The organism is Thiemannella venezuelensis, assembly GCF_014203605.1.
Taxonomy (GTDB): domain Bacteria; phylum Actinomycetota; class Actinomycetes; order Streptosporangiales; family Streptosporangiaceae; genus Planomonospora_A; species Planomonospora_A venezuelensis.
The window spans coordinates 122,759-143,571 of the sequence record NZ_JACHJJ010000005.1 but is presented as its reverse complement, the minus strand read 5'-3'; the positions used below and the strand labels follow the sequence as shown (position 1 = coordinate 143,571).

The 20,813-nt window shown below is 71.7% G+C and carries 15 protein-coding genes; 6 read left to right on the top strand and 9 right to left on the bottom strand.

Features of this window, described 5'->3' with window-relative positions; translation table 11 throughout:
- Nucleotides 1–59: 59 nt before the first annotated feature.
- Nucleotides 60–563, bottom strand: coding sequence for a transcription elongation factor GreA (gene greA, locus FHS22_RS10175; protein WP_184940456.1), 504 nt, complete (start codon nucleotides 561–563; stop codon nucleotides 60–62).
- Nucleotides 564–720: 157 nt separating this feature from the next.
- Entirely contained in the window at nucleotides 721–1,149 is a 429-nt protein-coding gene (locus FHS22_RS10170; protein ID WP_184940454.1) for a DUF4307 domain-containing protein, read from the bottom strand.
- 143 nt (nucleotides 1,150–1,292) lie between these two features.
- Between FHS22_RS10170 and mca the strand changes: the two genes are divergently transcribed.
- Both mca and FHS22_RS10160 read left to right on the top strand, forming a co-directional pair.
- Nucleotides 1,293–2,189, top strand: coding sequence for a mycothiol conjugate amidase Mca (mca, locus tag FHS22_RS10165; protein WP_184940452.1), 897 nt, complete (start codon nucleotides 1,293–1,295; stop codon nucleotides 2,187–2,189).
- A gap of 34 nt (nucleotides 2,190–2,223) precedes the next feature.
- Nucleotides 2,224–2,481, top strand: coding sequence for a hypothetical protein (locus FHS22_RS10160; RefSeq protein WP_184940451.1), 258 nt, complete (start codon nucleotides 2,224–2,226; stop codon nucleotides 2,479–2,481).
- A gap of 65 nt (nucleotides 2,482–2,546) precedes the next feature.
- Here the strand turns inward: FHS22_RS10160 and FHS22_RS10155 are convergent, their stop codons facing one another.
- Nucleotides 2,547–3,692 (bottom strand): hypothetical protein, encoded by a 1,146-nt coding sequence (locus FHS22_RS10155; RefSeq protein WP_184940450.1) that lies wholly within the window; start codon nucleotides 3,690–3,692, stop codon nucleotides 2,547–2,549.
- A 171-nt stretch (nucleotides 3,693–3,863) separates the two neighbouring features.
- On the opposite strand from FHS22_RS10155, the gene FHS22_RS10150 reads away from it, so the two are divergent.
- Entirely contained in the window at nucleotides 3,864–4,730 is an 867-nt protein-coding gene (locus tag FHS22_RS10150) for an alpha/beta fold hydrolase (RefSeq protein ID WP_221473455.1), read from the top strand.
- A 41-nt stretch (nucleotides 4,731–4,771) separates the two neighbouring features.
- Here the strand turns inward: FHS22_RS10150 and fxsT are convergent, their stop codons facing one another.
- The 4 genes from fxsT to FHS22_RS10130 all read right to left on the bottom strand — a co-directional run bounded on the left by fxsT (nucleotide 4,772) and on the right by FHS22_RS10130 (nucleotide 12,682).
- The gene (fxsT, locus tag FHS22_RS10145) at nucleotides 4,772–8,665 is read right to left on the bottom strand and encodes an FxSxx-COOH system tetratricopeptide repeat protein (RefSeq protein ID WP_184940446.1); all 3,894 of its coding nucleotides are present in this window, start codon (nucleotides 8,663–8,665) and stop codon (nucleotides 4,772–4,774) included.
- A gap of 2 nt (nucleotides 8,666–8,667) precedes the next feature.
- Nucleotides 8,668–9,897 (bottom strand): TIR-like protein FxsC, encoded by a 1,230-nt coding sequence (locus tag FHS22_RS10140; RefSeq protein WP_184940444.1) that lies wholly within the window; start codon nucleotides 9,895–9,897, stop codon nucleotides 8,668–8,670.
- A gap of 125 nt (nucleotides 9,898–10,022) precedes the next feature.
- On the bottom strand, nucleotides 10,023–12,491 hold the full coding sequence (locus FHS22_RS37930; RefSeq protein ID WP_338047692.1) for an FxsB family cyclophane-forming radical SAM/SPASM peptide maturase: 2,469 nt from the start codon (nucleotides 12,489–12,491) through the stop codon (nucleotides 10,023–10,025).
- Between the two features lie 17 nt (nucleotides 12,492–12,508).
- Entirely contained in the window at nucleotides 12,509–12,682 is a 174-nt protein-coding gene (locus FHS22_RS10130; protein ID WP_184940442.1) for a hypothetical protein, read from the bottom strand.
- Between the two features lie 435 nt (nucleotides 12,683–13,117).
- Here FHS22_RS10130 and FHS22_RS10125 point away from each other — a divergent pair, with 435 nt between their 5' ends.
- Complete coding sequence (locus FHS22_RS10125) at nucleotides 13,118–15,133, top strand: thioredoxin domain-containing protein (RefSeq protein WP_260407826.1); 2,016 nt, start codon at nucleotides 13,118–13,120, stop codon at nucleotides 15,131–15,133.
- A gap of 67 nt (nucleotides 15,134–15,200) precedes the next feature.
- Here the strand turns inward: FHS22_RS10125 and FHS22_RS10120 are convergent, their stop codons facing one another.
- Both FHS22_RS10120 and FHS22_RS10115 read right to left on the bottom strand, forming a co-directional pair.
- On the bottom strand, nucleotides 15,201–17,453 hold the full coding sequence (locus FHS22_RS10120; protein ID WP_338047691.1) for a transglycosylase domain-containing protein: 2,253 nt from the start codon (nucleotides 17,451–17,453) through the stop codon (nucleotides 15,201–15,203).
- Between the two features lie 107 nt (nucleotides 17,454–17,560).
- Complete coding sequence (locus FHS22_RS10115) at nucleotides 17,561–18,040, bottom strand: Lrp/AsnC family transcriptional regulator (protein WP_184940439.1); 480 nt, start codon at nucleotides 18,038–18,040, stop codon at nucleotides 17,561–17,563.
- A gap of 102 nt (nucleotides 18,041–18,142) precedes the next feature.
- Here FHS22_RS10115 and hppD point away from each other — a divergent pair, with 102 nt between their 5' ends.
- Entirely contained in the window at nucleotides 18,143–19,252 is a 1,110-nt protein-coding gene (hppD, locus tag FHS22_RS10110; protein WP_184940437.1) for a 4-hydroxyphenylpyruvate dioxygenase, read from the top strand.
- A 132-nt stretch (nucleotides 19,253–19,384) separates the two neighbouring features.
- Nucleotides 19,385–20,782: a M1 family metallopeptidase gene (locus tag FHS22_RS10105; protein ID WP_338047690.1), complete on the top strand. Its 1,398-nt coding sequence runs from the start codon at nucleotides 19,385–19,387 to the stop codon at nucleotides 20,780–20,782.
- The last annotated feature ends 31 nt before the right edge of the window (nucleotides 20,783–20,813 follow it).

Here is a 20,813-nt window from a genome sequence, read left to right as displayed (position 1 = left end):
ACGTGGCCGTGCACCGGCGGGAGGCCGCCGCCGTACCCCCTGGGCGCGCCTCCGCGGCGTCAGTTGCCGCCGTTGTACGGCACGGCCTCCAGGATCTCCACGGTGTTCGAGCGGCCGTTCGGCATCGTGTAGGTGGCCTTCTCGCCGATCTTCTTGCCGTTGATCGCCGCGCCGAGCGGAGACTTGGGCGAGTAGACGTCGATCGGGGCGCCGCTCTCCTCGCGGGAGGCCAGCAGGAACGCGACCTCCTCCTCGTCACCCTCGAAGCGGACGGTGACGGTCATGCCGGGCCCGACGACGCCCTCGGTACGCGGCGCCTCCCCGACCTTGGCGCTGTCCAGGATCTGGCGGAGGTGGAAGATCCGGGCCTCCATCTTGCCCTGCTCGTCCTTGGCGGCGTGGTAGCCGCCGTTCTCCTTGAGGTCGCCCTCTTCGCGGGCGGCCTCGATCTTCTTGGCGATGTCGACGCGCCCGGGCCCCGAGAGGTATTCGAACTCCGCCTTCAGGCGGTCGTACGCCTCCTGAGTGAGCCAGGTGACGCTCTCGTTGTGGGAGTCGGCCACGGGTTCTCCTTGCTTCCTCTGTGGGGCTCGTGCTGTGGAGCTACGTGCTGCGAGACATACTGTGGGACATGCTGTGGGACTCGGCGCCGGGATAGCGGGCAGTCGAATCTCGAAAGGCTAACAAGTTAACCGCCCGAACGCTTCCCCAAATGTCTCACTATACGAGATGGCAGTACTCGACGTCACCCGAAGTGGCCTGGGCACTGGTCTCTAGCCGTTCAGTAAGCCGGACATATCCCTCACCGGCCGGAATTTCGACCTCCCGGCTCCCGACCTCCACGTGCCCGACGTCCATGGCGCGCAGCCGGCAGCGGGCCGCGCGGTCGGAGGGCTTGACCACCTCGAATACGATCTTGATGGAGTCGGCGCGCCCCGCGTCGAAGGCGATGACCTGGTCGATGACCGCGGGATTCCCCTTGGCCGCCCACATGACGTAGCCCCATCCGCCCGCCAGCACGGCGCAGAGGATCGCGATGACGCCGTGCACCACGAAGCGCCCCCTGGTCTGCGGGCGGTCGGGGAAGTCGCCGGGGGTGCCGAGGACGGGGCCTTCGAACCGGCCCTGCTCGGCCTCGCTGGTGGCCATGACGGAATCTCCCTGCACTACCTCGGCGTTATCCGAGACAATTGTCCCCCGCGGGGGCCTCGCCCCCGCGACCGCCTTAGAGAAACTAACCTCTCCCTGGAGTGATCGACACCATCCCGGGAGCGAAGAGGAGACAACGAGCCGTGAGTGCACCGCTGAGGCTGATGGCCGTTCACGCGCATCCCGACGACGAGTCCAGCAAGGGCGCCGCCACCATGGCGCGCTACGTCGCCGAAGGTGTGGACGTGCTCGTCTGCACCCTCACCGGAGGGGAGCGCGGCTCGATCCTGAACCCCAAGATGGATCGGCCCGACATCTTGGAGAACATCGGCGAGGTCCGCCGCCTGGAGATGGAGCGCGCACGCGAGATCCTCGGCGTGCGGCAGCGCTTCCTCGGCTTCGTCGACTCCGGGCTGCCGGACGACGAGAGCGAGCCGCTGCCCGAGGGCTGCTTCGCGCTCCAGCCGATCGAGGTCGCCTCGGCGCCCCTGGTCGCCGCGGTGCGCGAGTTCCGGCCGCACGTCATCCTCACCTACGACGACGACGGCGGCTACCCCCACCCCGACCACATCATGACCAACCGGGTCTCGGTCGAGGCGTTCGAGGCCGCGGGCGACCCCGACCGCTATCCCGGGACGGGCGAGCCCTGGCAGCCGCTGAAGCTCTACTACCACATGGGCTTCACCAAGGAGCGGTTCGAGGCGCTGCACGAGGCCATGACCGAGCGCGGGATCGGCTCGCCGTACGCCGACTGGATCTCCCGCTGGGAGGACCGCCCGCAGAAGTGGCCGGTGACCACCCGGGTCGCCTGCGGCGACTACTTCGAGGCGCGGGACGCGGCCCTGCTGGCGCACGCCACCCAGGTCGACCCCGACGGGTTCTGGTTCGTCTGCCCCCGGGAGCTGCAGCGCGAGGTCTGGCCGACCGAGGACTACCACCTGGCGCGCTCCCTGGTCGACACCGAGCCGCCGGAGACCGACCTGTTCACCGGGATCCACGCCGACGCCCACGCCGACGAGGTGTCGCACGCCTGCCCCTGACGCGACCGCCGGGTGGCGGTGGCAAACTTGGCACGTGATTGCATTCGACACCGTCACCAAAGGTGATGTCAGCCCGGGCCTGCTGGGATTCCTCGTCGTGGCGGCGCTCGGGTTCGCGTTGTTCCTGCTCATCAAGTCCATGAGGAAGCAGATCTCGAAGATCGAGGTCCCCTCCGAGGCGGAGGCGCGCGAGGCGGAGTCGCGCAGGGCCGAGTCGCACAGGGCGGAGTCGCACAGGGCGGAGTCGCAGTCGCGCAAGAGCGAGCCGGACGGCGGGGACGGGCCGGCCTAGGTGCGCCGTCCCGCGCCCTCCGGCGCGGGACCGCGGCCTCCGCCGCACCGGAGGGCCCGGCGCGGTCAGGCGGACGGGGACCAGGCCCGCTCCAGCGCCCTGGGCAGCCCCCAGTGCCCCAGCGGGGTGAGGATCTCGTTCCTGTCGACGATCCCGAGGGAGGCCCACAGCGGCGTGACCGAGCCGAACAGCATCTCGGCCGCCTCCAGATCCTCCGGGTCGTCCATGTCGACGTCGATGTCGTCGGACTCGGCGATCAGGCGGGCGATCCGCTCGGGTGAGGCGAGCACCCCGGGGCCGCGCCTGGCCAGGGCGGCGACCACGGCCAGCCAGTCCGCGTGGTGGATCGCGCACAGCGACGCCAGCACCCCGTCCTCGTGCCCGAGCCCGTCCTCGCCGGCGGCGGGCTCCTCGTCGTCGTCGTCCTCCGACAGGTCGGCGGCCGGCCCGGCGATGCCCGCCGTGACGGTCAGCCAGAGCTCCTCGTCGTCGTCGGGCAGCGGCTCCCCCTCGTAGCCCGCGCAGGCCCGCAGCACGTTGCCCGGGTATCCGGGGGCGGCCAGCACCTCGCGGAGCCGGGTGCCCGCCGCCCGCAGCTCCGCCGCGGGCCGCACGGGCTCCGGCAGGTCCGCCAGGATGCGCCGGAGCTCGCCGAGCGCGAACGCCTCCTCCTCGTCCCAGGCCGCGAAGAGCTCCGCGTCCTGCTCGTCGCCGACCTCGACCACGGGGACCCTCCCGTCGGGGAGCGGGCTGTTGAGCCAGTGCTCCTGCAGGTCCTCGTACGCCTCCCGGGCGGCCGCCTCCCCGCGGGCGAGCGCGTCCGGGTCGATCTCACCCTCGGCGACCCGCTCCTCCAGGTGGGCGACCAGCCGGCGGTACATCTCCCCGGCGGCCGGGCCCCGCTCGTCCTCCTCGGGCCAGACGAAGAAGCTCCTGGTCAGCAGGAGCGGTTCGGTCCCGGTGGACTCCAGCCACCGCTGCACGTCGCCCACCGTGGCGCTGCCCGACTCGATCGCGCCGAGCGTCGCCTTGGCCGACTCCCAGAAGGGCGCCGAGAGCGGGTTGCCCGCCGCCAGCAGAGACCGCCGCAGGTCGGGAAGGGCCACCAGCGCCACCCCCGACGGCACGGCGAGGAGGGCACGGACCACATCGCGCCGGGTCAGGTCGGCGGCCGGGCGACCGGCGTGTGCACAGACGAAGTCGAGATCCACGCCCCGTGAGCCTACGCCTCTTCGGGGACGCGCGGGAGGAGGGACGTGCCCGGAGCAGCCGTGGAACATACCCGGCAGGACGCGAAAAATCCTCAGATGTCAGCAAGACCTGCGGGACAGATGCCTCGAAACAGGGAACCATTCAAGTGGCGGATGACGGGGAGGTCGGCCTTGACTGCACTGGTGAAGACGGCGGACGGAAGAACTCTCGCAGTCGACCAGAGCGGGGTGCCGGACGGAACACCGATCTTCCTGCTGCACGGCACGCCCGGGAGCAGGGTCGGCCCCGCCCCCCGCGCCACCGTCCTCTACCGCATGGGCATCCGGCTGATCACCTACGACCGCCCCGGCTACGGCCTCTCCGACCGGCTCGTCGGCAGGAGCGTCGCCGACGTGGCGGGCGACGTGGCGGCGATAGCCGACTTCTTCGGCATCGAGCGGTTCGCGGTGATCGGCCGCTCGGGCGGCGCCCCGCACGCGCTGGCCTGCGCCGCCCTGCTGCCGGACCGCACGACCCGGCTGGCCGCGCTTGTCCCGCTGGCCCCGCGCTACGCCGAGGGACTGGACTGGTTCGAGGGCATGTCGCGCTCCAACGTGATCGAGTACACCGCGGCGGCGCACGGCCACAGCGCGCTCACCGCGCTGCTGGACGCCGTCGCCGACGAGGTCAGGGCCGACCCGACCCGGCTGGTCCCGGCGCTCGACACCGACCTGCCCGAACCCGACCGCCACATCGTCGCCGACTTCGGGATCCGGCGGATGCTGGCCACGACCTTCGCCGAGGCGCTGCGGGACTCCGCGGCCGGCTGGGTGGACGACGCGCTGGCCTTCAGCTCGCCCTGGGGCTTCGACCCGGCCGGCATCGGCGTGCCGACCCTCCTCTGGCACGGCGACGAGGACGTCTTCTCCCCGGTCGGCCACGCGCGCTGGCTGGGCCGGCAGATCCCCGGCGCCACGGTGGTCATCCAGGAGGGCGCGGCCCATTTCGGCTCGCTCCACGTCCTGCCCGACATCCTGACCTGGCTCGCCGAGGGGTGACCCGGCCGGCCCGGCCCGCCGTACGGCGGGGCGGGCCGCGGTCAGAACGGCTGCGGTTCGAGGTCGCGGTTGATCCTCCGCCACTGCCGCAGGTGGGCCAGGGTGGGGTGGTCCTCGCCCAGGACGCGGGCCTTGACCGCCAGCACCCGTTCCCGCAGCCGCTCGGCCTGGGCCGTGCGCTCCAGCGCGTGGAGGGTCACCGCCAGGTTGGCCTCGCACGTGAGCGTGTCCGGATGCTCCGGGCCGAGCGCGGTCCGCAGCTCGTCGAGCGTCCGGCGTTCCAGCGCCTCCGCCTCCGCGGCCCGCCCCGCGTCGCCCAGGCAGTTGGCCAGGTTGATGGCCGCCGAGAGGGTGAACGGATGGTTCTCGCCGAGTTGCCTGCGCAGGCCCTCCAGCACCTCCTCCGCCTCGCCGCCCGCCTTGCCCGCCTCGCCGGTGCCGCGCAGGTAGATGGCCAGGTTGTTGCGGGCGATCAGCGTGCCGGGGTGGTCCTCCCCGAGGTTCTCCCGGTAGACCTCCACGATCCTCGCCGCGCGGTCGCGCGCCGCCGCCTTGTCGTCCAGCGCCGACTCGCAGCAGGCCAGCTCCAGGGTGGCGGCCAGCGCGTCGGGGGTCCCGGGGTAGCGCTGGCGGTAGCGGTCCTCGGTCTCCTTCGCCAGCTGCCACGCCTCCTGCTGCTCGCCCGCCCGGCGCAGGGAGACCGCCAGGCTCTTGGCCGCCCGGAGGGTGTCGACGAAGTTCTCGCCGAGGGTCTCCTTGTAGTGCTGCAGGGTGGTCCGCAGGATCTCGACCGACTCCTGGTAGATCCCGATCTCCCGCAGGTCGCGGGCGAGCTGGGAGGCGGAGTAGAGCGTGTACGGATGGGTGGGGCCGAGCACGCGGCTCCGCCGCAGCAGGGTGTCCTCGTCGAGCTCCCTGGCGTTGTGGCTGTCGCCGACGAGCCGGTAGGAGAGCGCCAGGTTGTTGGCGGCGGCGAGGGTCCTGGGGTGGTCCTCGCCGTACAGCGTCTTCCACCGCTCGAAGGTCGCCTTGTCCAGCTCCAGCGCCTCGCCGTACTCGCCGAGGCCCCGCAGGTCGGCGCCGAGCCCGCCCGCGGTCATCAGCGTGTGCGGGTGCCACTCCCCGACCACCCTGCGCTGCATGTCCCTGGCCCACTCGTCCAGCTCCCTGGCCTCCTGGTACTTGCCCTGGGAGCGCTTGACGTTGGCCACGTTGAACAGCAGGTGGAGGCGCTGGCGGTCGTCGGTGCCGAAGGTCTCCTCCCAGTAGTTGGCCAGCCGGTCGCCGAGGACGAGCGCGCTGTCGAAGTCGCCGCGCTTCCACAGGTAGCGCACCCGGTCGGTGAGAAGCTGCCGGGTCGCCTCCTCGGTGCACTCGGTCGCCCGGGAGGGCTGCAGGTGCTGCCAGATGAGGTCGTACCTCGTCCAGTTCTCCGGGTCGTCCACCTCGCCCTGGCGCGGCCGGGCGCCCACCAGGATGCGGTGCACCTCGTGGCAGGCCTTGTCCTGCTCCTCCTCCGTCATCTGGCTGCGGATGACGGACTGCACGAGCCGGTGCACCTGGATGGTGTTGTTGCCCTGGTCCACCCTGGCCAGCGCGAACCGGCCGATCTCCTGGATGACCCGGCCGAGCACGAGCTTCTCCTGCAGGGAGTCGTCGTACGGCAGGAGCGAACTGATCATCTCGTCGCTGTAGAGCAGGGACATCGAGACCGGCTCCGGGGCGAAGAACGCGCAGAGCTGCAGGAGCCGCACCGACGCCGGAGAGCTCTCGCGGAGCTGGCCCAGCGAGAGGTTCCAGGTCACCGCGACGGGGTGGGGGTAGTCGGCCGGCTGGCCCATGGACAGCACCCGGGCGGTCTCCGACTCCAGCTGCTCCACGAAGGTCGCCGCGGGCATGCCGGTCTCGGCGAGCCAGGCGGCGGCCTGCTCCACCGCGATCGGCAGGTGGCCCAGGGCGGACGCGACCTCCAGGGCGTCCCCCGCGGCGAGCCCCGGCACCCTGCGGCTCAGGTGCTCCAGGCTCTCCTGCTGGCTGAAGACGTCGACCTCCAGCGGGGCCGCCACACTCGACCAGGCCTGGTTCCGCGAGGTGATCACGACGTGGCCGGTCCCGCCCGGGAAGAAGTCCCTGAGCTCGTCCGGGTCGCCGGCGTTGTCGAAGATCAGCAGCCAGCGGGAGTGCGGGCTGCCCACCCGGAGCGCCTCCCGCACCGCCCCCACGACCTCGGCGATGTTCTCTCCGACGCGGATGCCGAGCTCGCGGGCCAGATCCTCGAACGCGGCGTTGATGCGCTCGCGGTCCTCCGACGACACCCACCAGACCAGGTCGTAGTCGGCCTTGAAGCGGTGGGCGTACTCCAGCGCGACCTGGGTCTTGCCCACCCCGCCCAGGCCGTACAGCGCCTGCGGCAGCACCACGGCCGCGCTGCCCCCCACCAGCTGGCGCCGGAGCGCCTCCAGCACGGTGCTGCGCCCGGTGAAGGCGGCGTTCCTGGTGGAGACGTTCCACACCCGGGGGACGCTTCCCGGGAAGCGCGCTCCCACGGCCGACACGTCCACGGCCGACAGCTCGTCGGTCCTGCCGAAGGCCTTCAGCAGCGTCTCGGCGGCCGAGTGCTCGCCGATCCGGGTGAGGTCGGCCAGCGCCCGGTCGCCGAACGGCGACGGGAAGCGGGCCTCGGAGGTCCGCACCGGGATCAGCTCGCCCCGCCCCGCCGTCTCGGCGGCCGTCAGGCGCGACCACACCACCAGCGCCCGGGGCGTGCGCAGGTAGGCGCCGGAGAGCACGACCACGGTCCTGGGCGCCTCCCCCTCGGACTCCCCGGCCCCGCTCTCGTCCGCCTCGACGCCGCGCAGCGCGACCCGGTAGCCCTGCCGGTCGAGCACCGCGGCGATCCAGTCCGCCCACATCCGGTCCTCGTGCGCGTAGCTGATGTGCACGTCGGTCTGGAGCGCGGGGTGCCGCCGCACGAACTTGTCCAGGTGCCGCAGGCGTAGGGCCTCCTCCATCCGGGGGAACGAGCCCACCTCGCCACCGGTGATCACCGAGGTGAGCCGCTCGAAGGCGGCCAGCAGCGAGCCGGGCCGCGCCGGGTCGTCCCCGAACGTGGAGAGGATCTCCTCGAAGGCGTAGAAGGGGGTGTACGGGATCTCGACGGCGCCCCAGTACTCGTCGGCCTCCTCCGCCGTCATGCCCTTGGGGAAGCCGTCGAACTTCCGCCGGGCCAGGGCGCGGCCGACGTCGCACCGCTCCTTCTCCCCCATGTCGATCCGCATGGGGACGGGGAAGATGCGGATGTTGCGGTCGCGGTAGCGCTCGCTGATGTCCCTGGCCGTCTGCGAGGCGCCGTCGATGCCCTGGTTGGCCAGGGTGAAGCAGTCGACGAGGATGTCGGGCATCTGCACGGTGCAGATGCCCGCGATGTCGCTGGCGCCGGTGCGGCTGTCGATGAGGGTGTAGTCGTAGCATGCCTTCATGTCGGCGCGCAGCGCGTCGAAGAACTGCCCGCCGCCCTGGCGGTCGTAGAAGTTGTCCCAGTTGAAGCCGGACGCCGGGGAGGAGTAGTCGCGGTTGGCCCGGCCGGGCGAGAGGTAGTCGAGGGTCCCGCCGTCGGGGAACTCCCAGTCGAGCGAGATCGCGTGCTTCTCCGCCCTGGCGTACTCCTTGTGCCAGTCCCCGGGGCGGGGCTCGTTGCGCATCGCCGCCCACTGGTAGTCGGAGATCAGGTCGATGACGCCCGCCGTGGTGGTCGCCACCCCCGGCGCGAGGAACGGGTTGAAGAACTTGTGCAGGCCCGGGGAGTCGAGGTCCCAGTCCACCACGAGCACCCGCTTGCCCGCGCTGGCGAGGATCCACGCCGTGTTCGCCAGCGCCATGGTCCGCCCGGTGCCGCCCTTGTACGAGTAGAAGGTGACGACCTGTCCTTCGCTCATGGTCACTCCTCGGGCCTGGTCAGCTTGGGCCGGTCGATCTTGTCGCCGTCGGGGGGGTAGGCGGGGGCGCGGTTGAGGAACCGCTGCTCCGCCCTGCGCAGGACGTCGGGCAGCGCGGTCTGGAAGTCGTCGAACGTGGGGATGTACGGCCTGGCCTCCGGTTCGGCGAGCTTGCTGGCCAGGGCCGCCCGCAGGTGGCCCCGGAGCTGCTCCTGGTGCTCCACCGTCTCGGGGTCGTCGCGGTTCCACGGGACCATGACCGTCACCCACGGCCGCCCCGACCGGTCCACCGGGTGCAGCGCCCGCTTGCACTCCTCGCTGGAGGTCGCCCACGGGTCCACGAGCATCACCCCGGGGGCGTGGGAGTCGTCGGCCGCGAGCATCTCGGCGTGCTCGTCCAGGGAGCCGATCTCCGGCAGGAACCCCCGGGAGCGCGCCACCTCGGCGACGCAGGCCGCCAGCGACTTCCCTTCGTCGTCCGCGTGGTAGGGGTCCCACTTCGGAGGCGTGTCGCCGTAGTAGGCGGGGTTGCGCCCCGGCGGGAGGTTCTCCCTGTCGGGCGCCACGACCGTCACCGTGATCGGCCGCTCGGGCGTGCTGTCCGCGAACACGCTCCTGGCCTCGGTGAAGTTCGGGATGTCCCCGCGCGGCATCGGGGTGCTCTCCGCCACCTCGATGATCCGCTGCCCGAGCTCGTGGATGGCGTTCTGGTAGTGGTCCCGGTACTTCTTGAGCTTCATGATCCCGTAGAAGCCCTTGTCGGCGTAGTGCCGTCCGAGATCGGTGTGGTTGAACTGGATGTCCCGCGCCACCTGGGGCATCGACTCCAGCCTGACCGGCGTCCAGAGCGCGGGGACGATCGCGTTGGGCATCAGCCCCCCGGCGGCGACGTGGTCGCCGGCCCGCGTCAGGAACGAGGCCCACTCCTTGCCGCAGGCCTCGCTCTCGAAATAGCGCGGCGAGTAGAGGGGGACGAACACCCGGCAGCTGGAGAGCTGCTCGGAGAGGGCGCGCGGCCAGTTCTCCCCCGTCCGCAGCCCCCGGTCCATGTAACCGGCCGCCCCGGCCGGCAGGCCCGTGTGGTGCAGGATGTAGTCGCACAGCGCGCGGAACAGCTTCTCCACCCACTGGTTGGGGTCGCTGGAGTCCGTGCCGTCGTGCGACGGGACGTGGGCGTAGCTGAGGAAGAAATAGGGACCCTGAGAACCCCCCGCAGGGTACGGCGCTGCCATCCGCCTCCCTTCCCCTGTGGATACACAACTATAGAAACGCAGGGTTTATCGGGAAAGTGGCAGATTGATATTTCCGCCGCCCCGGAAGGAAATGCGGGAACGCCGCGGCACGCCGCGGCGGAATATCACTGATGCGAGGCGGAGGTTTCGGCCGTCCATTTCTTCCGGTGGTCGCGCGCCGAGCGGTCGGCGCACGCCGCGGCCGCCTCCGGGACCGGCTCGTCCAGCCACGCCGCCGCCGGCCGCCGCATCTCCGCCACGAACCGCTCCCCCAGCGGGGTCAGCGCGCCCGAGGCGGCGAGCGTCTCGATCGCCTCCGCGGTGTGCCTCCGCCAGCGGGCGAACTGCTCGTTCCCCCGCTCCGGTACGGCGTGCCGCCGGACCCGCCAGAAGTCGGTGACGGCGAGGTGGGCGTAGGTCCCCTGGAGCAGCCCCTCCAGCGGCCGGGGGTCCTCCCGCCAGGGGGCGTGGAACAGCCGGGTGTCCTTCTCGTCGTAGAGATCGAGGATGTCCAGGATCGCGCCCAGCTTGACGTGCTGGAACTCGTGGATCAGGAGCAGCGCGAGGGTGGCGGGGTCCTCGGGCAGCGCCGCCGCGACGGCGCCGAAGGCGTGCCGCGCGGTCGAGCTCACCTCCCGGCCCTCGGGCCCGGGGGTGAGCGGCATCAGGGTGGTGAGCCCGGCGCGCAGGCCCGGCGCGTAGCCGGGGTGCTCGGCCTCGATCAGCGCCCAGGCCCGCTCGAAGGCGCGCTGCCAGTCCTGTGCCCGGTCGTCGGTGAGCCTGCCCTCGGCCGGCCACTGGTGGCAGTCCCGGAACGGGTCGGTGTCCTCCAGCACGACGGAGACGTCCCCGGCGCGGAGCCGCCTGACGGGGTGCCAGCCGGGGCGGCCCGCCCCGCCGCCCTCCCCGCCCGCGCCCCGGTCATCTCCGGTGTCCGGCGTGACCGCGCCCGGGTGCCCGTCCCCGGCGACCTCGAACGCCCCCTCCGCCGTCTCCAGCCGTGCCGTACGGCCCGCCTCCGGCCCCGGAACGCCGCCCGGGCCGGCCGTACCGCCGGGATCCACCTCCAGGACGCCGAGGGTGGGCAGGTGGACCGAGCCGGCCAGGACCTGGACGTCGAGCGCGGCGGTGACGCCCGCGCGGATCGCCATCGCGGCGGCGACGTTGGCCAGGTGGCCCGCGTGGCGGCCGTCGCGCAGGCACTCGGTGGCCCAGACCCGGACGTAGGGGTGGGCCAGGACCGCGTCGACCACCTGGGGGTGCGTGCCGTCCAGGGCGGAGATCAGCTCCCAGGCCGCCGCCGTGTCCGCGCCGGAGAACGCGCCGCCGTCCGCGCCGGCGGCCGAGTTGACGGCCGCCAGCAGCGCCCGGCGCAGGCTCCGCTGCGACTCGGCCAGGTGGCCCACCTCGTCCTGCCCGCCGAGCCCGGAGGCGAGGGTGTCGATGACCGTGGACGGCACGGTGTGGGTCGCGGTGCGGGTCGGCGTATGCATCTTCATCCTGCGGCGAACGTGGGTGATGAGCTTGAACAGGTCGGCGGAGAACACGCTGGGGTTGGCGAACCCCGAACCGGTCCGGTAGCGGTGGGCGTACAGCCCGCCCCCGCAGCTGTCCACGACCGGGCAGGCGCGGCACGCGTCGCAGAGCCCGTCGAGGCCCTGCTGGCGGGCGAGGATGCCGGTGTGCCCGGCCACCTCGTCGAGGGTGTGCCGCAGCACGTGCAGGCCGGTCCCGGGCGCCCCCTCGAAGGCGGTCTTGAGCGAGTCGGCCTGCTCGTAGCTCCCGTCGGTCTCGATGACGACCAGGTCGGAGGGCTGCAGGCCGAGCGACTCGGTGAGGCTCGGCTCGCCCGCGCTGGTCCTGATGATCGACTCGAACATCCTGACCGGTGTGGCGCCGCCCTCGGCCACCCACGTCTCGAAGATCGTGATGAGCCAGTCGGCGTACGCGGTGGGCGACGGGCGCGGCGGCGGGTCGTCCCAGGTCGCGTGCGGGAGCAGGAAGTCGATGCGGGGCGGGTCCAGCGCGACCAGCCCGCGGTAGACCGCGACGGGGTCGTTGGCCACGTCGATCGTGCACAGCAGCCCGGCGTACAGCTCCGGGCGGGTGCGCAGCAGCTCGACGGCCCGGATCACCCGGTCGTAGCTGCTGCGCCCGTCGGCGAAGCGGCGGTGCCGGTCGTTGGCGGCCCGGTCGCCGTCCAGCGAGACGCCCACCTTGACGCCGTGCTCGGCGAACACCTCGCAGAAGCGCTCGTCGAGCAGGACGCCGTTGGTGTGGATCCGCAGGTCGAGCTCGCAGAATCCGTCGAGCCTGCCGCGGAGCTCCGCCGCGATGCGGCCGAGCCTGCCCGGCCCGGCCAGCAGCGGCTCACCGCCGTGCATGACGACGTGCACCCGGTCGAGCCCGTGCTCCTTGACGTGTTCGGCGATGCGCGCGGCCGTCCAGGAGACGGTCTCGTCGGAGATCACCTTGGGACGGCCGCGCCAGCTCTGATCGGCGTGTTCGTACACGTAGCAGTGGTCACACGCGAGGTCGCACCTGCTGTGAACCTTGAGAACGAACTGTCGGAACGGCACGAAGGGCCTGCTCACGGCGGCCCTCCCGGAAATCAGATGGACGAGTTGAACGCGGCCACCTGCACGCGCCGGACGTCCGGCGAGTCAGGAAGGATCCGGCGCACGATCTCATCGAACTCGGCCTGGCGGACGAGAGCGAGCGGGACGTCACGGAGATCCCTGACGTCCGACGCGACTTCGGCCTGCTTCTCACCCGTTGCGTTCATGGGCCTCAAACCGCTCTATGTGCTGGCAGGCTCGTGTGAGCCCGGTTGGTGGACGGATAACGGAGAGTTGCACCGACCCTTGAGGTGATTCTAACTCCCCGCAATGCCTGGCCTGAGGCCTGAACGAGCCGCAGGGACAGAAGTATTACACAGCCGTTAGATCGGAGTCACCCAGAAGCAAGGTTCAAAATACTATGTACCGTTTCATCCCTTAATTGGATGCCCGGTTCCTTCTTACGCCCCAATTGACGTCATAGATAACTGATGCACGCTTTGTCGAATCTGCGGATTTCCGTCCCAGGACGACCTCGCCCTCCGGTTTCCGCGGTCGTCCTCGGCCCCGCTCCGCCCGCCGCCCCGGTTTGCCGGGCGGCGCCGTACGGGGTAGGACTCCCATGCCCGGTCCGCCGCGTCCCGACACCCAGGAGTTCCCCGTTGAACAAGCTGAAGGACGCCACCAGTCCTTACCTGCTCCAGCACGCCGACAACCCCGTCCACTGGTTCGAGTGGGGCGAGGAGGCGTTCGCGGAGGCCAGGCGCCGGGACGTGCCGCTGCTGATCAGCGTGGGCTACTCGGCCTGCCACTGGTGCCACGTCATGGCGCACGAGTCCTTCGAGGACGGGGACACGGCCGCGCTGATGAACGAGCACTTCGTCAACGTGAAGGTGGACCGGGAGGAGCGTCCCGACGTGGACGCCGTCTACATGACCGCCACGCAGGCGATGACCGGTCAGGGCGGGTGGCCGATGACGGTCTTCGCCACGCCGGACGGCCACCCCTTCTACACCGGCACCTACTTCCCCCGGCCGCAGTTCCAGCGCCTGCTGGCCGGGGTGTCGAACGCCTGGAACGGCGACCGGGAGGCGGTGCTGGCCCAGAGCTCGAAGATCGTCGAGGCGCTGAACAGCCAGGCGGCCTTCCCCTCGGGCCCGCTGCCCGCGGCGGAGACGCTCACCCGGGCCGTGCGGAGCCTCGCCTCCTCCTTCGACGCGGTGCGCGGCGGTTTCGGCGAGGCGCCCAAGTTCCCGCCCTCGATGGCGCTGGAGTTCCTGCTCCGGTACGGCGCCGCCGGGGGCCCCGAGGCGGAGGCGGCGCTCTCGATGGCCGGGCGCACCCTGGAGGCCATGGCCAGGGGCGGGATCTACGACCAGCTCGGCGGCGGGTTCGCCCGCTACAGCGTGGACGCCGAGTGGGTCGTGCCGCACTTCGAGAAGATGCTCTACGACAACGCCCTGCTGCTGCGGGTCTACGCGCACTGGTGGCGCTCCACCGGGTCGGAGCGGGGCCGGCGGGTGGCGCTGGAGACCGCCTCCTTCCTGCTGGCCGAGATGCGCACCCCCGAGGGCGGTTTCGCCTCGGCGCTCGACGCCGACAGCGAGGGGGTGGAGGGCAGGTTCTACGCCTGGACGGTCGACGAGCTCCAGGAGCTCCTCGGCGAGGACGACGGCGACTGGGCCGCCGGGGTGTTCGAGGTGACCGGCGCCGGGACGTTCGAGCACGGCGCCTCGGTGCTCCAGCTCCTGTCCGACCCCGACGACCGGGAGCGGTTCGAGCGGGTCCGCGCCGCCCTGCTCACCGCCCGCTCCCGCCGGGTGCGGCCCGGACGGGACGACAAGGTGGTGGCCGCCTGGAACGGCCTGGCCGTCGCGGCCCTGGCGGAGGCGGGCGCCCTGTTCGACCGGCCCGACCTGGTGGAGGCCGCGCGGGCCGCGGCCGTGCTGCTGGACGAGGTCCACGTGCGCGGTGCGGGCGGCTCCGGGGACGGCGCGGGCGGCGTCCGGTTGCTGCGCACCTCGCGCGACGGCCGGGCGGGCGGCAACGCCGGGGTGCTGGAGGACTACGCGGACCTGGCCGAGGGCCTGCTCGCCCTGTACGCCGTGACCGGCGAGACCCGCTGGTTCCACCGGGCGGGAGAGCTGCTGGAGACCGTGCTCACCCGCTTCCCCGACGGCTCCGGCGGGTTCTACGACACCGCCGACGACGCCGAGCGGCTCTTCCAGCGCCCGCAGGACCCCACCGACAACGCCACCCCCTCGGGCCGGTTCGCCGCCGCCGGGGCGCTGCTGTCCTACGCCGCGCTGACGGGTTCGGCCCGGCACCGGCAGGCGGCCGAGGCGGCCCTCGGCACGGTGAGCGTCCTCGCCGACCGGCACGCCCGGTTCGCCGGCTGGGGCCTGGCCGTGGCGCAGGCCGCCGTCTCCGGGCCCGTCGAGGTGGCCGTCGTCGGCCCGATCGGCGACTCCGCGACCGCGGCGCTGCACCGCACCGCCCTGCTCTCGGCGGTGCCCGGGCTGGTGGTCGCCCTGGGCGAGCCCGGCTCGCCCGGCGCCCCGCTCCTGGAGGGCCGGGGGCTGGTGGACGGCTCCCCCGCGGCCTACGTGTGCCGGGGCTTCACCTGCCGGATGCCGGTGACCACCCCGGCCGCCCTGGAGGCGGAGCTCATGTCCTGACGGCCGCCGACGCGGTGCCGGCCGGACGCGTCCGCGACCGGCCGGGCGGCTCCGCCGCCGGCGCGTCCTAGCCGACCGGCGGGCCGTCGGGCCGGCCGACCGGCTGACCGCCGCCGCCGGGCTCCGCGCGGCGGCCCGTCTCGGTGTCGTTGATCTCGCCGCCGTCCCCGCCGGTGCCGCCGTCGCCTCCCTCGCCGGTCCCGCCGCCTTCCCCGGTGCCGCCGCCCTCTCCCTCGCCGGTCCCGCCGCCCTCTCCGTCGCCGGTCCCCTCCCCCTCTCCGTTCCCGGAGCCTTCGGGGTCGGGGACGCCGGTCGGATCCGGGTCCGGGACGGCCGTCTGCTCGGGGCCGGGCTCGGGGAGGGCCGTCTGCTCGGGGGCGGGCGTGGGGTCGACGATCTCGCCGTCCCCGCCGTAGCCGCCGTCCCGGTCGTAGGAGCCGCCGTCGCCCTCGTAGGGGTTCGCATAGCCGCGGTTCGACGGCTCGGGGAACCGCTCGACGGGCTTGCCGGCCATCGCCTCGGTCATGAACGCGCGCCAGATCTGGGCGGGGTACTGCCCGCCGTACTGGACGCTCCCGCCCACCACCACCGGCTTGTTGTCGTCGCGGAACATGTCCACGGCGACGGCGAGCTGAGGGGTGAACCCGGCGAACCAGGCGGCTGCCGACTTGTCGGTGGTGCCGGTCTTCCCGGCCGCCGGGCGGTCGTAGAGGCGGGCGGCGGTGCCGGTGCCGCCCGTGACGACCTCGGTCAGCGCGTAGGTGACGTCGGCGGCGGTCTGCGCGGAGAAGACCTGCTCGCCCTTCTCCTCGACCTTGGTCTTCTCCTTGCCGTCGGTGATCGACCGGATGACGTGGGCCTCGCGGTGCACGCCGCCCGCGGCGAAGGTGGCGAAGCCGGAGGCGTTCTGCACCGCGCTCACCGAGGCCACTCCCAGCGGCAGGGTCGCCGCGTCCTGGTGGGGGGTGAGCTGGTCGACGGGGACGCCCGCGGCCCCGGCGGCCTCGACGACCTCGTGCAGGCCGACCTGCTGGCCGAGGTCCACGAACGCGGTGTTCACCGAGTGCCGCATGGCCCTGACCAGGTTGACCTGGCCGTAGGAGGCGCCGCCCGAGTTGGCGATCGGGTGGTCGGGGTCGGAGGCGACCCGCATGGGCGAGTTGCCCTTGACCCGCGTGCTCAGGTCGAAGCCGTTCTCCAGGCCCGCGGCCAGCACGTAGGCCTTGAAGGTGGAACCGGCCTGCACCTCGGCGGAGAAGGCGTTGTCGAACTTGCTGGCGCTGTAGCTGCGCCCGCCGTAGAAGGCGAGCACCTCGCCGGTCGCGGGGTCGACGGCGGCCAGGCCGGTGCGGACCTGCTTCGGGGCGTCGTCCGGCAGGACGGAGGCGACCGCCCGCTCCGCGGTCTCCATCAGCTTCTTGTCGAAGGTAGAGACGATCTTCAGCCCGCCCTGGTTGACCATCTCGTCGGTGTAGCCGCGCTTCCTGAGCTCGGCCATGACCTGGTCGAGCATGTAGCCCTCCTGCCCCTCAGGCGTGAAGACCGCCCTGGGCTCCTGCAGGACGGGGAACTTCGCCGCGGCGGCCTCGGCGGGGGTGAGCGTGCCGGTCTTCACCATGCCGTCGATCACCCACCGCCAGCGCGCCTCGGCGGCCTCCAGGTCGGCGCCCTCGGGGTCGGCGAACCGGGTGGGCTGCTGGATCACCGCGGCGAGGTAGGCGCTCTCGGCCACGGTCAGCCTGCCCGCGTCCTTGCGGAAGTAGGCGTCGGCCGCGGCCTGGACGCCGTGGGCGCCCCGGCCGAAGTAGATCGTGTTGAGGTACTGCTCCAGCACCCAGTCCTTGGACTGGGAGCGGTCCACCTTCAGGGAGATCATGATCTCCTTGAGCTTGCGGACGGCGGAGCGCTCCTGGCTGAGGCCGCTGTAGTAGTTGCGGACCATCTGCTGGGTGATCGTCGAGCCGCCCTGCAGCTGCCTCCCGGTGACGGTGGACCACACGGCCCGTGCGGTGCCGCGGAGGGAGACGCCGCTGTCGGAGTAGAACGAGCGGTTCTCGGCCGCGATGACCGCGTCCTTGAGGCTGTCGGCGACCTTGTCCAGCTTCACGTTCTTGCGGTTGACGCCCTGCTTGGCGAGGACGGTCCTGCCGTCCCGGTAGTAGATCACCGATCCCTGCGCGGTCGCGCCGGACTGGGTGCTGTCCGGGATGGGGGTCATCGCCCACGCCACGGCGAACAGGATGATCGACACGACGAAGCCGACGCCGAGGACGACGAGCGCGGCCCGCAGGAGCCTTCTCCCGCGACTGCCCTTCCCCACCTGATCACACCCCCGTTCCAGGCCGCAGCCGACCCCCGTCAACTGTGCGAACCGTTAAGGGTAAACGATGCATAACAAAACCTGATTCCCCTCTTGGCATGGTACGGCTAGCGTCCGCCCTGGTGGGGGAGGTCGGCCACCAGAGGAAGGATCCGGTATGGCACGGGGGTGTCCAGCGCGATCACCGAGGAGGTCCTGACGACCCCCCGGACCTCGACGATCAGGTCGATGACCCGCTGCAGGTCGGCGTTGCTGCGCGCCACCACCCGGCAGTGCATGTCGTCGCCGCCGGTGATCGTGTGCACCTCCAGCACCTGCGGGATCTTCGCGAGCTGGTCGGCGACCGGGTCGTGCCCGCTGACCTGGCGGATCTGCAGGGTGACGAAGGCGGTCACGTCGTAGCCGAGCGCGGCGGGCGCGATGTCGGGGCCGTAGCCGGTGATCACTCCCCTGGCGGCCAGCCGGTCGAGGCGGGCCTGGACGGTGCCCCGGGCCACGCCGAGCCGCCGGGAGCACTCCAGCACGCCCAGCTTGGGCTCCTCGGCGAGCAGGGTGATGAGCCGGGCGTCGAGTCGATCAATCGTCATGGTGTACAGATCCTCCACGCTTACCGGTCAGTAAATATACAAGTTGTCCACCTGAACAAGTAACTGTTGCACAACCAGCCCATCGAAACCGAGAGTGGAGCCATGAGTGACGTCTTTCCCGTGAACGGCATGGACGCCGTGGTCTTCGCCGTGGGCAACGCCAAGCAGGCCGCCCACTACTACTCCACCGCCTTCGGCATGAAGCTGGTGGCCTACAAGGGCCCGGAGAACGGCAGCCGCGACGAGGTCGCCTATGTCCTCACCTCCGGAAGCGCCCGGTTCGAGCTGCGCGGCTCCCTGCGGCCGGGCACCGACCTCGCCCGGCACGTGGCCGAGCACAGCGACGGCGTGATCGACCTGGCCATCGAGGTCCCGGACGTGGAGGCCGCCTACGCCCACGCCCTCGCCCAGGGCGCCAGGGGCCTGGCGGAGCCGTACACGCTGGAGGACGACCACGGCAAGGTGGTCCTCGCCGCGATCGCCACCTACGGCGAGACCCGGCACACGCTGGTCGACCGCTCCAACTACAGCGGGCCGTACCTGCCCGGCTACGCCGCCGCCGAGCCGCTCGTCGCCCCGCCGGACGTGAAGAACGGCCGGCTGTTCCAGGCCGTCGACCACTGCGTCGGCAACGTGGAGCTCGGCAAGATGGACGAGTGGGTGGAGTTCTACAAGCGGGTCATGGGCTTCACCAACATGGCGGAGTTCATCGGCGACGACATCGCCACCGAGTACTCGGCGCTGATGTCCAAGGTCGTCGCGGACGGCACCCGCAAGGTGAAGTTCCCGCTCAACGAGCCGGCGATCGCCAAGAAGAAGTCGCAGATCGACGAGTACCTCGACTTCTACGGCGGACCGGGCGTGCAGCACATCGCGCTGGCCACCAACGACATCCTGACCACGGTCGACCACATGCGCGCGGCCGGGGTGAAGTTCCTGGACACGCCCGACTCCTACTACGACGACCCGGAGCTGCGCGCCCGCATCGGCGAGGTCCGCGCCCCGATCGAGGAGCTGAAGAAGCGCAGGATCCTGGTCGACCGCGACGAGGACGGCTACCTGCTGCAGATCTTCACCAAGCCGGTCCAGGACCGTCCCACGGTCTTCTTCGAGCTCATCGAGCGCCACGGCTCGCTCGGCTTCGGCAAGGGCAACTTCAAGGCGCTGTTCGAGGCCATCGAGCGCGAGCAGGAGCTCCGCGGCAACCTGTAGCGGCGGAACCCCCTTTCCGTCACTGTGAGTGCCGGGCCGCGCGGGCTCGCGTAGTCTTGCGAACCTGCGCCCCGGCACGGCCCGGGCCGGAAAGGGGAAAGCTCAACCATGGCGTCGGGTCGGCCCGCCATCGTGGCAACCACCGTCCTGCTCTGCGCGCTCGCCTGCTCCGGGCCGGACGGGACGACCGCCCCGGCCACCGGCGCCCCGCCCGCCGCCACCGGGTCGCCGGGCGCGCCCGGGATCGGCGACCCCGACTTCCCCTCCGACGGCAACGGCGGCTACGACGTCGAGCGCTACCGCCTCGAAATCGACTACGACCCGGGTTCCAGGCACCTGTCCGGCGTCACCGTGATCGAGGCGAAGGCCGCGCAGGCCCTGTCCCGCTTCAACCTCGACCTGTCCGGGTTCACGGTCGGGCGGGTCGCGGTGAACGGCGGGCCCGCCGCGTTCGAGCGGTCCGGGCACGAGCTCACCGTGATCCCCTCCGGGCCGCTGCCCTCCGGCGCGGCGTTCACCGTCGAGGTCGCCTACGCCGGGGAGCCCGAGCCCGTCAGGGACTCCTCCAACCTCGGCACCTATGGGTTCATCCCCACCAAGGACGGGGCCTTCGTCACCTGCGAGCCGAACGGCGCCAGGACCTGGTTCCCCGGCAACGACCACCCCGCCGACAAGGCGCGCTACGAGTTCGAGATCACCGTTCCGGCCGGGCTGACCGCGCTGGCCAACGGGGAGATGACCGACCGGCCGAGGACGACCGGCGGGAAGACCGTCTACCGCTGGCGGGAGGACCACCCGATGGTGACCTACCTGGCCACCATGACGCTGGGCAGGTTCGAGCTGCGCGAGGGGACGACCGCCTCCGGCATCAAGAACCTGGCCGCCGTGGACCCCCGTTTCCGCGACTCGCTGGACGACCTCCACACGCTCTCGGGGAAGATCACCGACTACTGGGCCACCGTGTTCGGCCCCTACCCGTTCTCCTCCACCGGAGGCGTGGTGGACGACTTCTCCGCCGGTTACGCGCTGGAGAACCAGACCAAGCCCATGTACGGCGGGTTCGACCCGGGCGAGGACATCATCGCCCACGAGCTCGCCCACCAGTGGTTCGGCAACAGCCTCAGCATCCGCCGGTGGAAGGACCTCTGGCTCAACGAGGGCTTCGCCACCTACGCCGAGTGGCTCTGGTCGGAGCACGAGGGCGACGCCACCGCCGAGGAGATCTTCCGCCGCCGCTACGAGGCCGGGCCGGACGCCGCCATCTGGAAGTACGCCCCGGGCCGCGCCAGGCCGGACGACCTGTTCAACGCCTCTGTCTACACCCGGGGCGGCATGACCCTGCACGCGCTCCGGCAGCGCATCGGCGACCAGGTCTTCTTCGAGCTGCTGAAGACGTGGACCGCCGAGCACAAGTACGGATACGTCACGACCGAGGACTTCACGGCGCTGGCGGAGCGCCTCTCCGGCAAGCAGCTCGACGCGCTCTTCGACGCCTGGCTGTTCCAGGAGCGCAAGCCCGCCACCTGGTAGGCCCGCCACCCGGCAGTCCCGTCGCCGTCGG

Excerpts from the sequence above, each read along its gene's own strand:
- FHS22_RS10140 (WP_184940444.1), bottom strand. The coding sequence starts at position 9,897 with ATGGCAGCGCCGTACCCTGCGGGGGGTTCTCAGGGTCCCTATTTCTTC.
- FHS22_RS10170 (WP_184940454.1), bottom strand. The coding sequence starts at position 1,149 with ATGGCCACCAGCGAGGCCGAGCAGGGCCGGTTCGAAGGCCCCGTCCTC.
- FHS22_RS10115 (WP_184940439.1), bottom strand. The coding sequence starts at position 18,040 with ATGACGATTGATCGACTCGACGCCCGGCTCATCACCCTGCTCGCCGAG.
- FHS22_RS10130 (WP_184940442.1), bottom strand. The coding sequence starts at position 12,682 with ATGAACGCAACGGGTGAGAAGCAGGCCGAAGTCGCGTCGGACGTCAGG.
- fxsT (WP_184940446.1), bottom strand. The coding sequence starts at position 8,665 with ATGAGCGAAGGACAGGTCGTCACCTTCTACTCGTACAAGGGCGGCACC.
- hppD (WP_184940437.1), top strand. The coding sequence starts at position 18,143 with ATGAGTGACGTCTTTCCCGTGAACGGCATGGACGCCGTGGTCTTCGCC.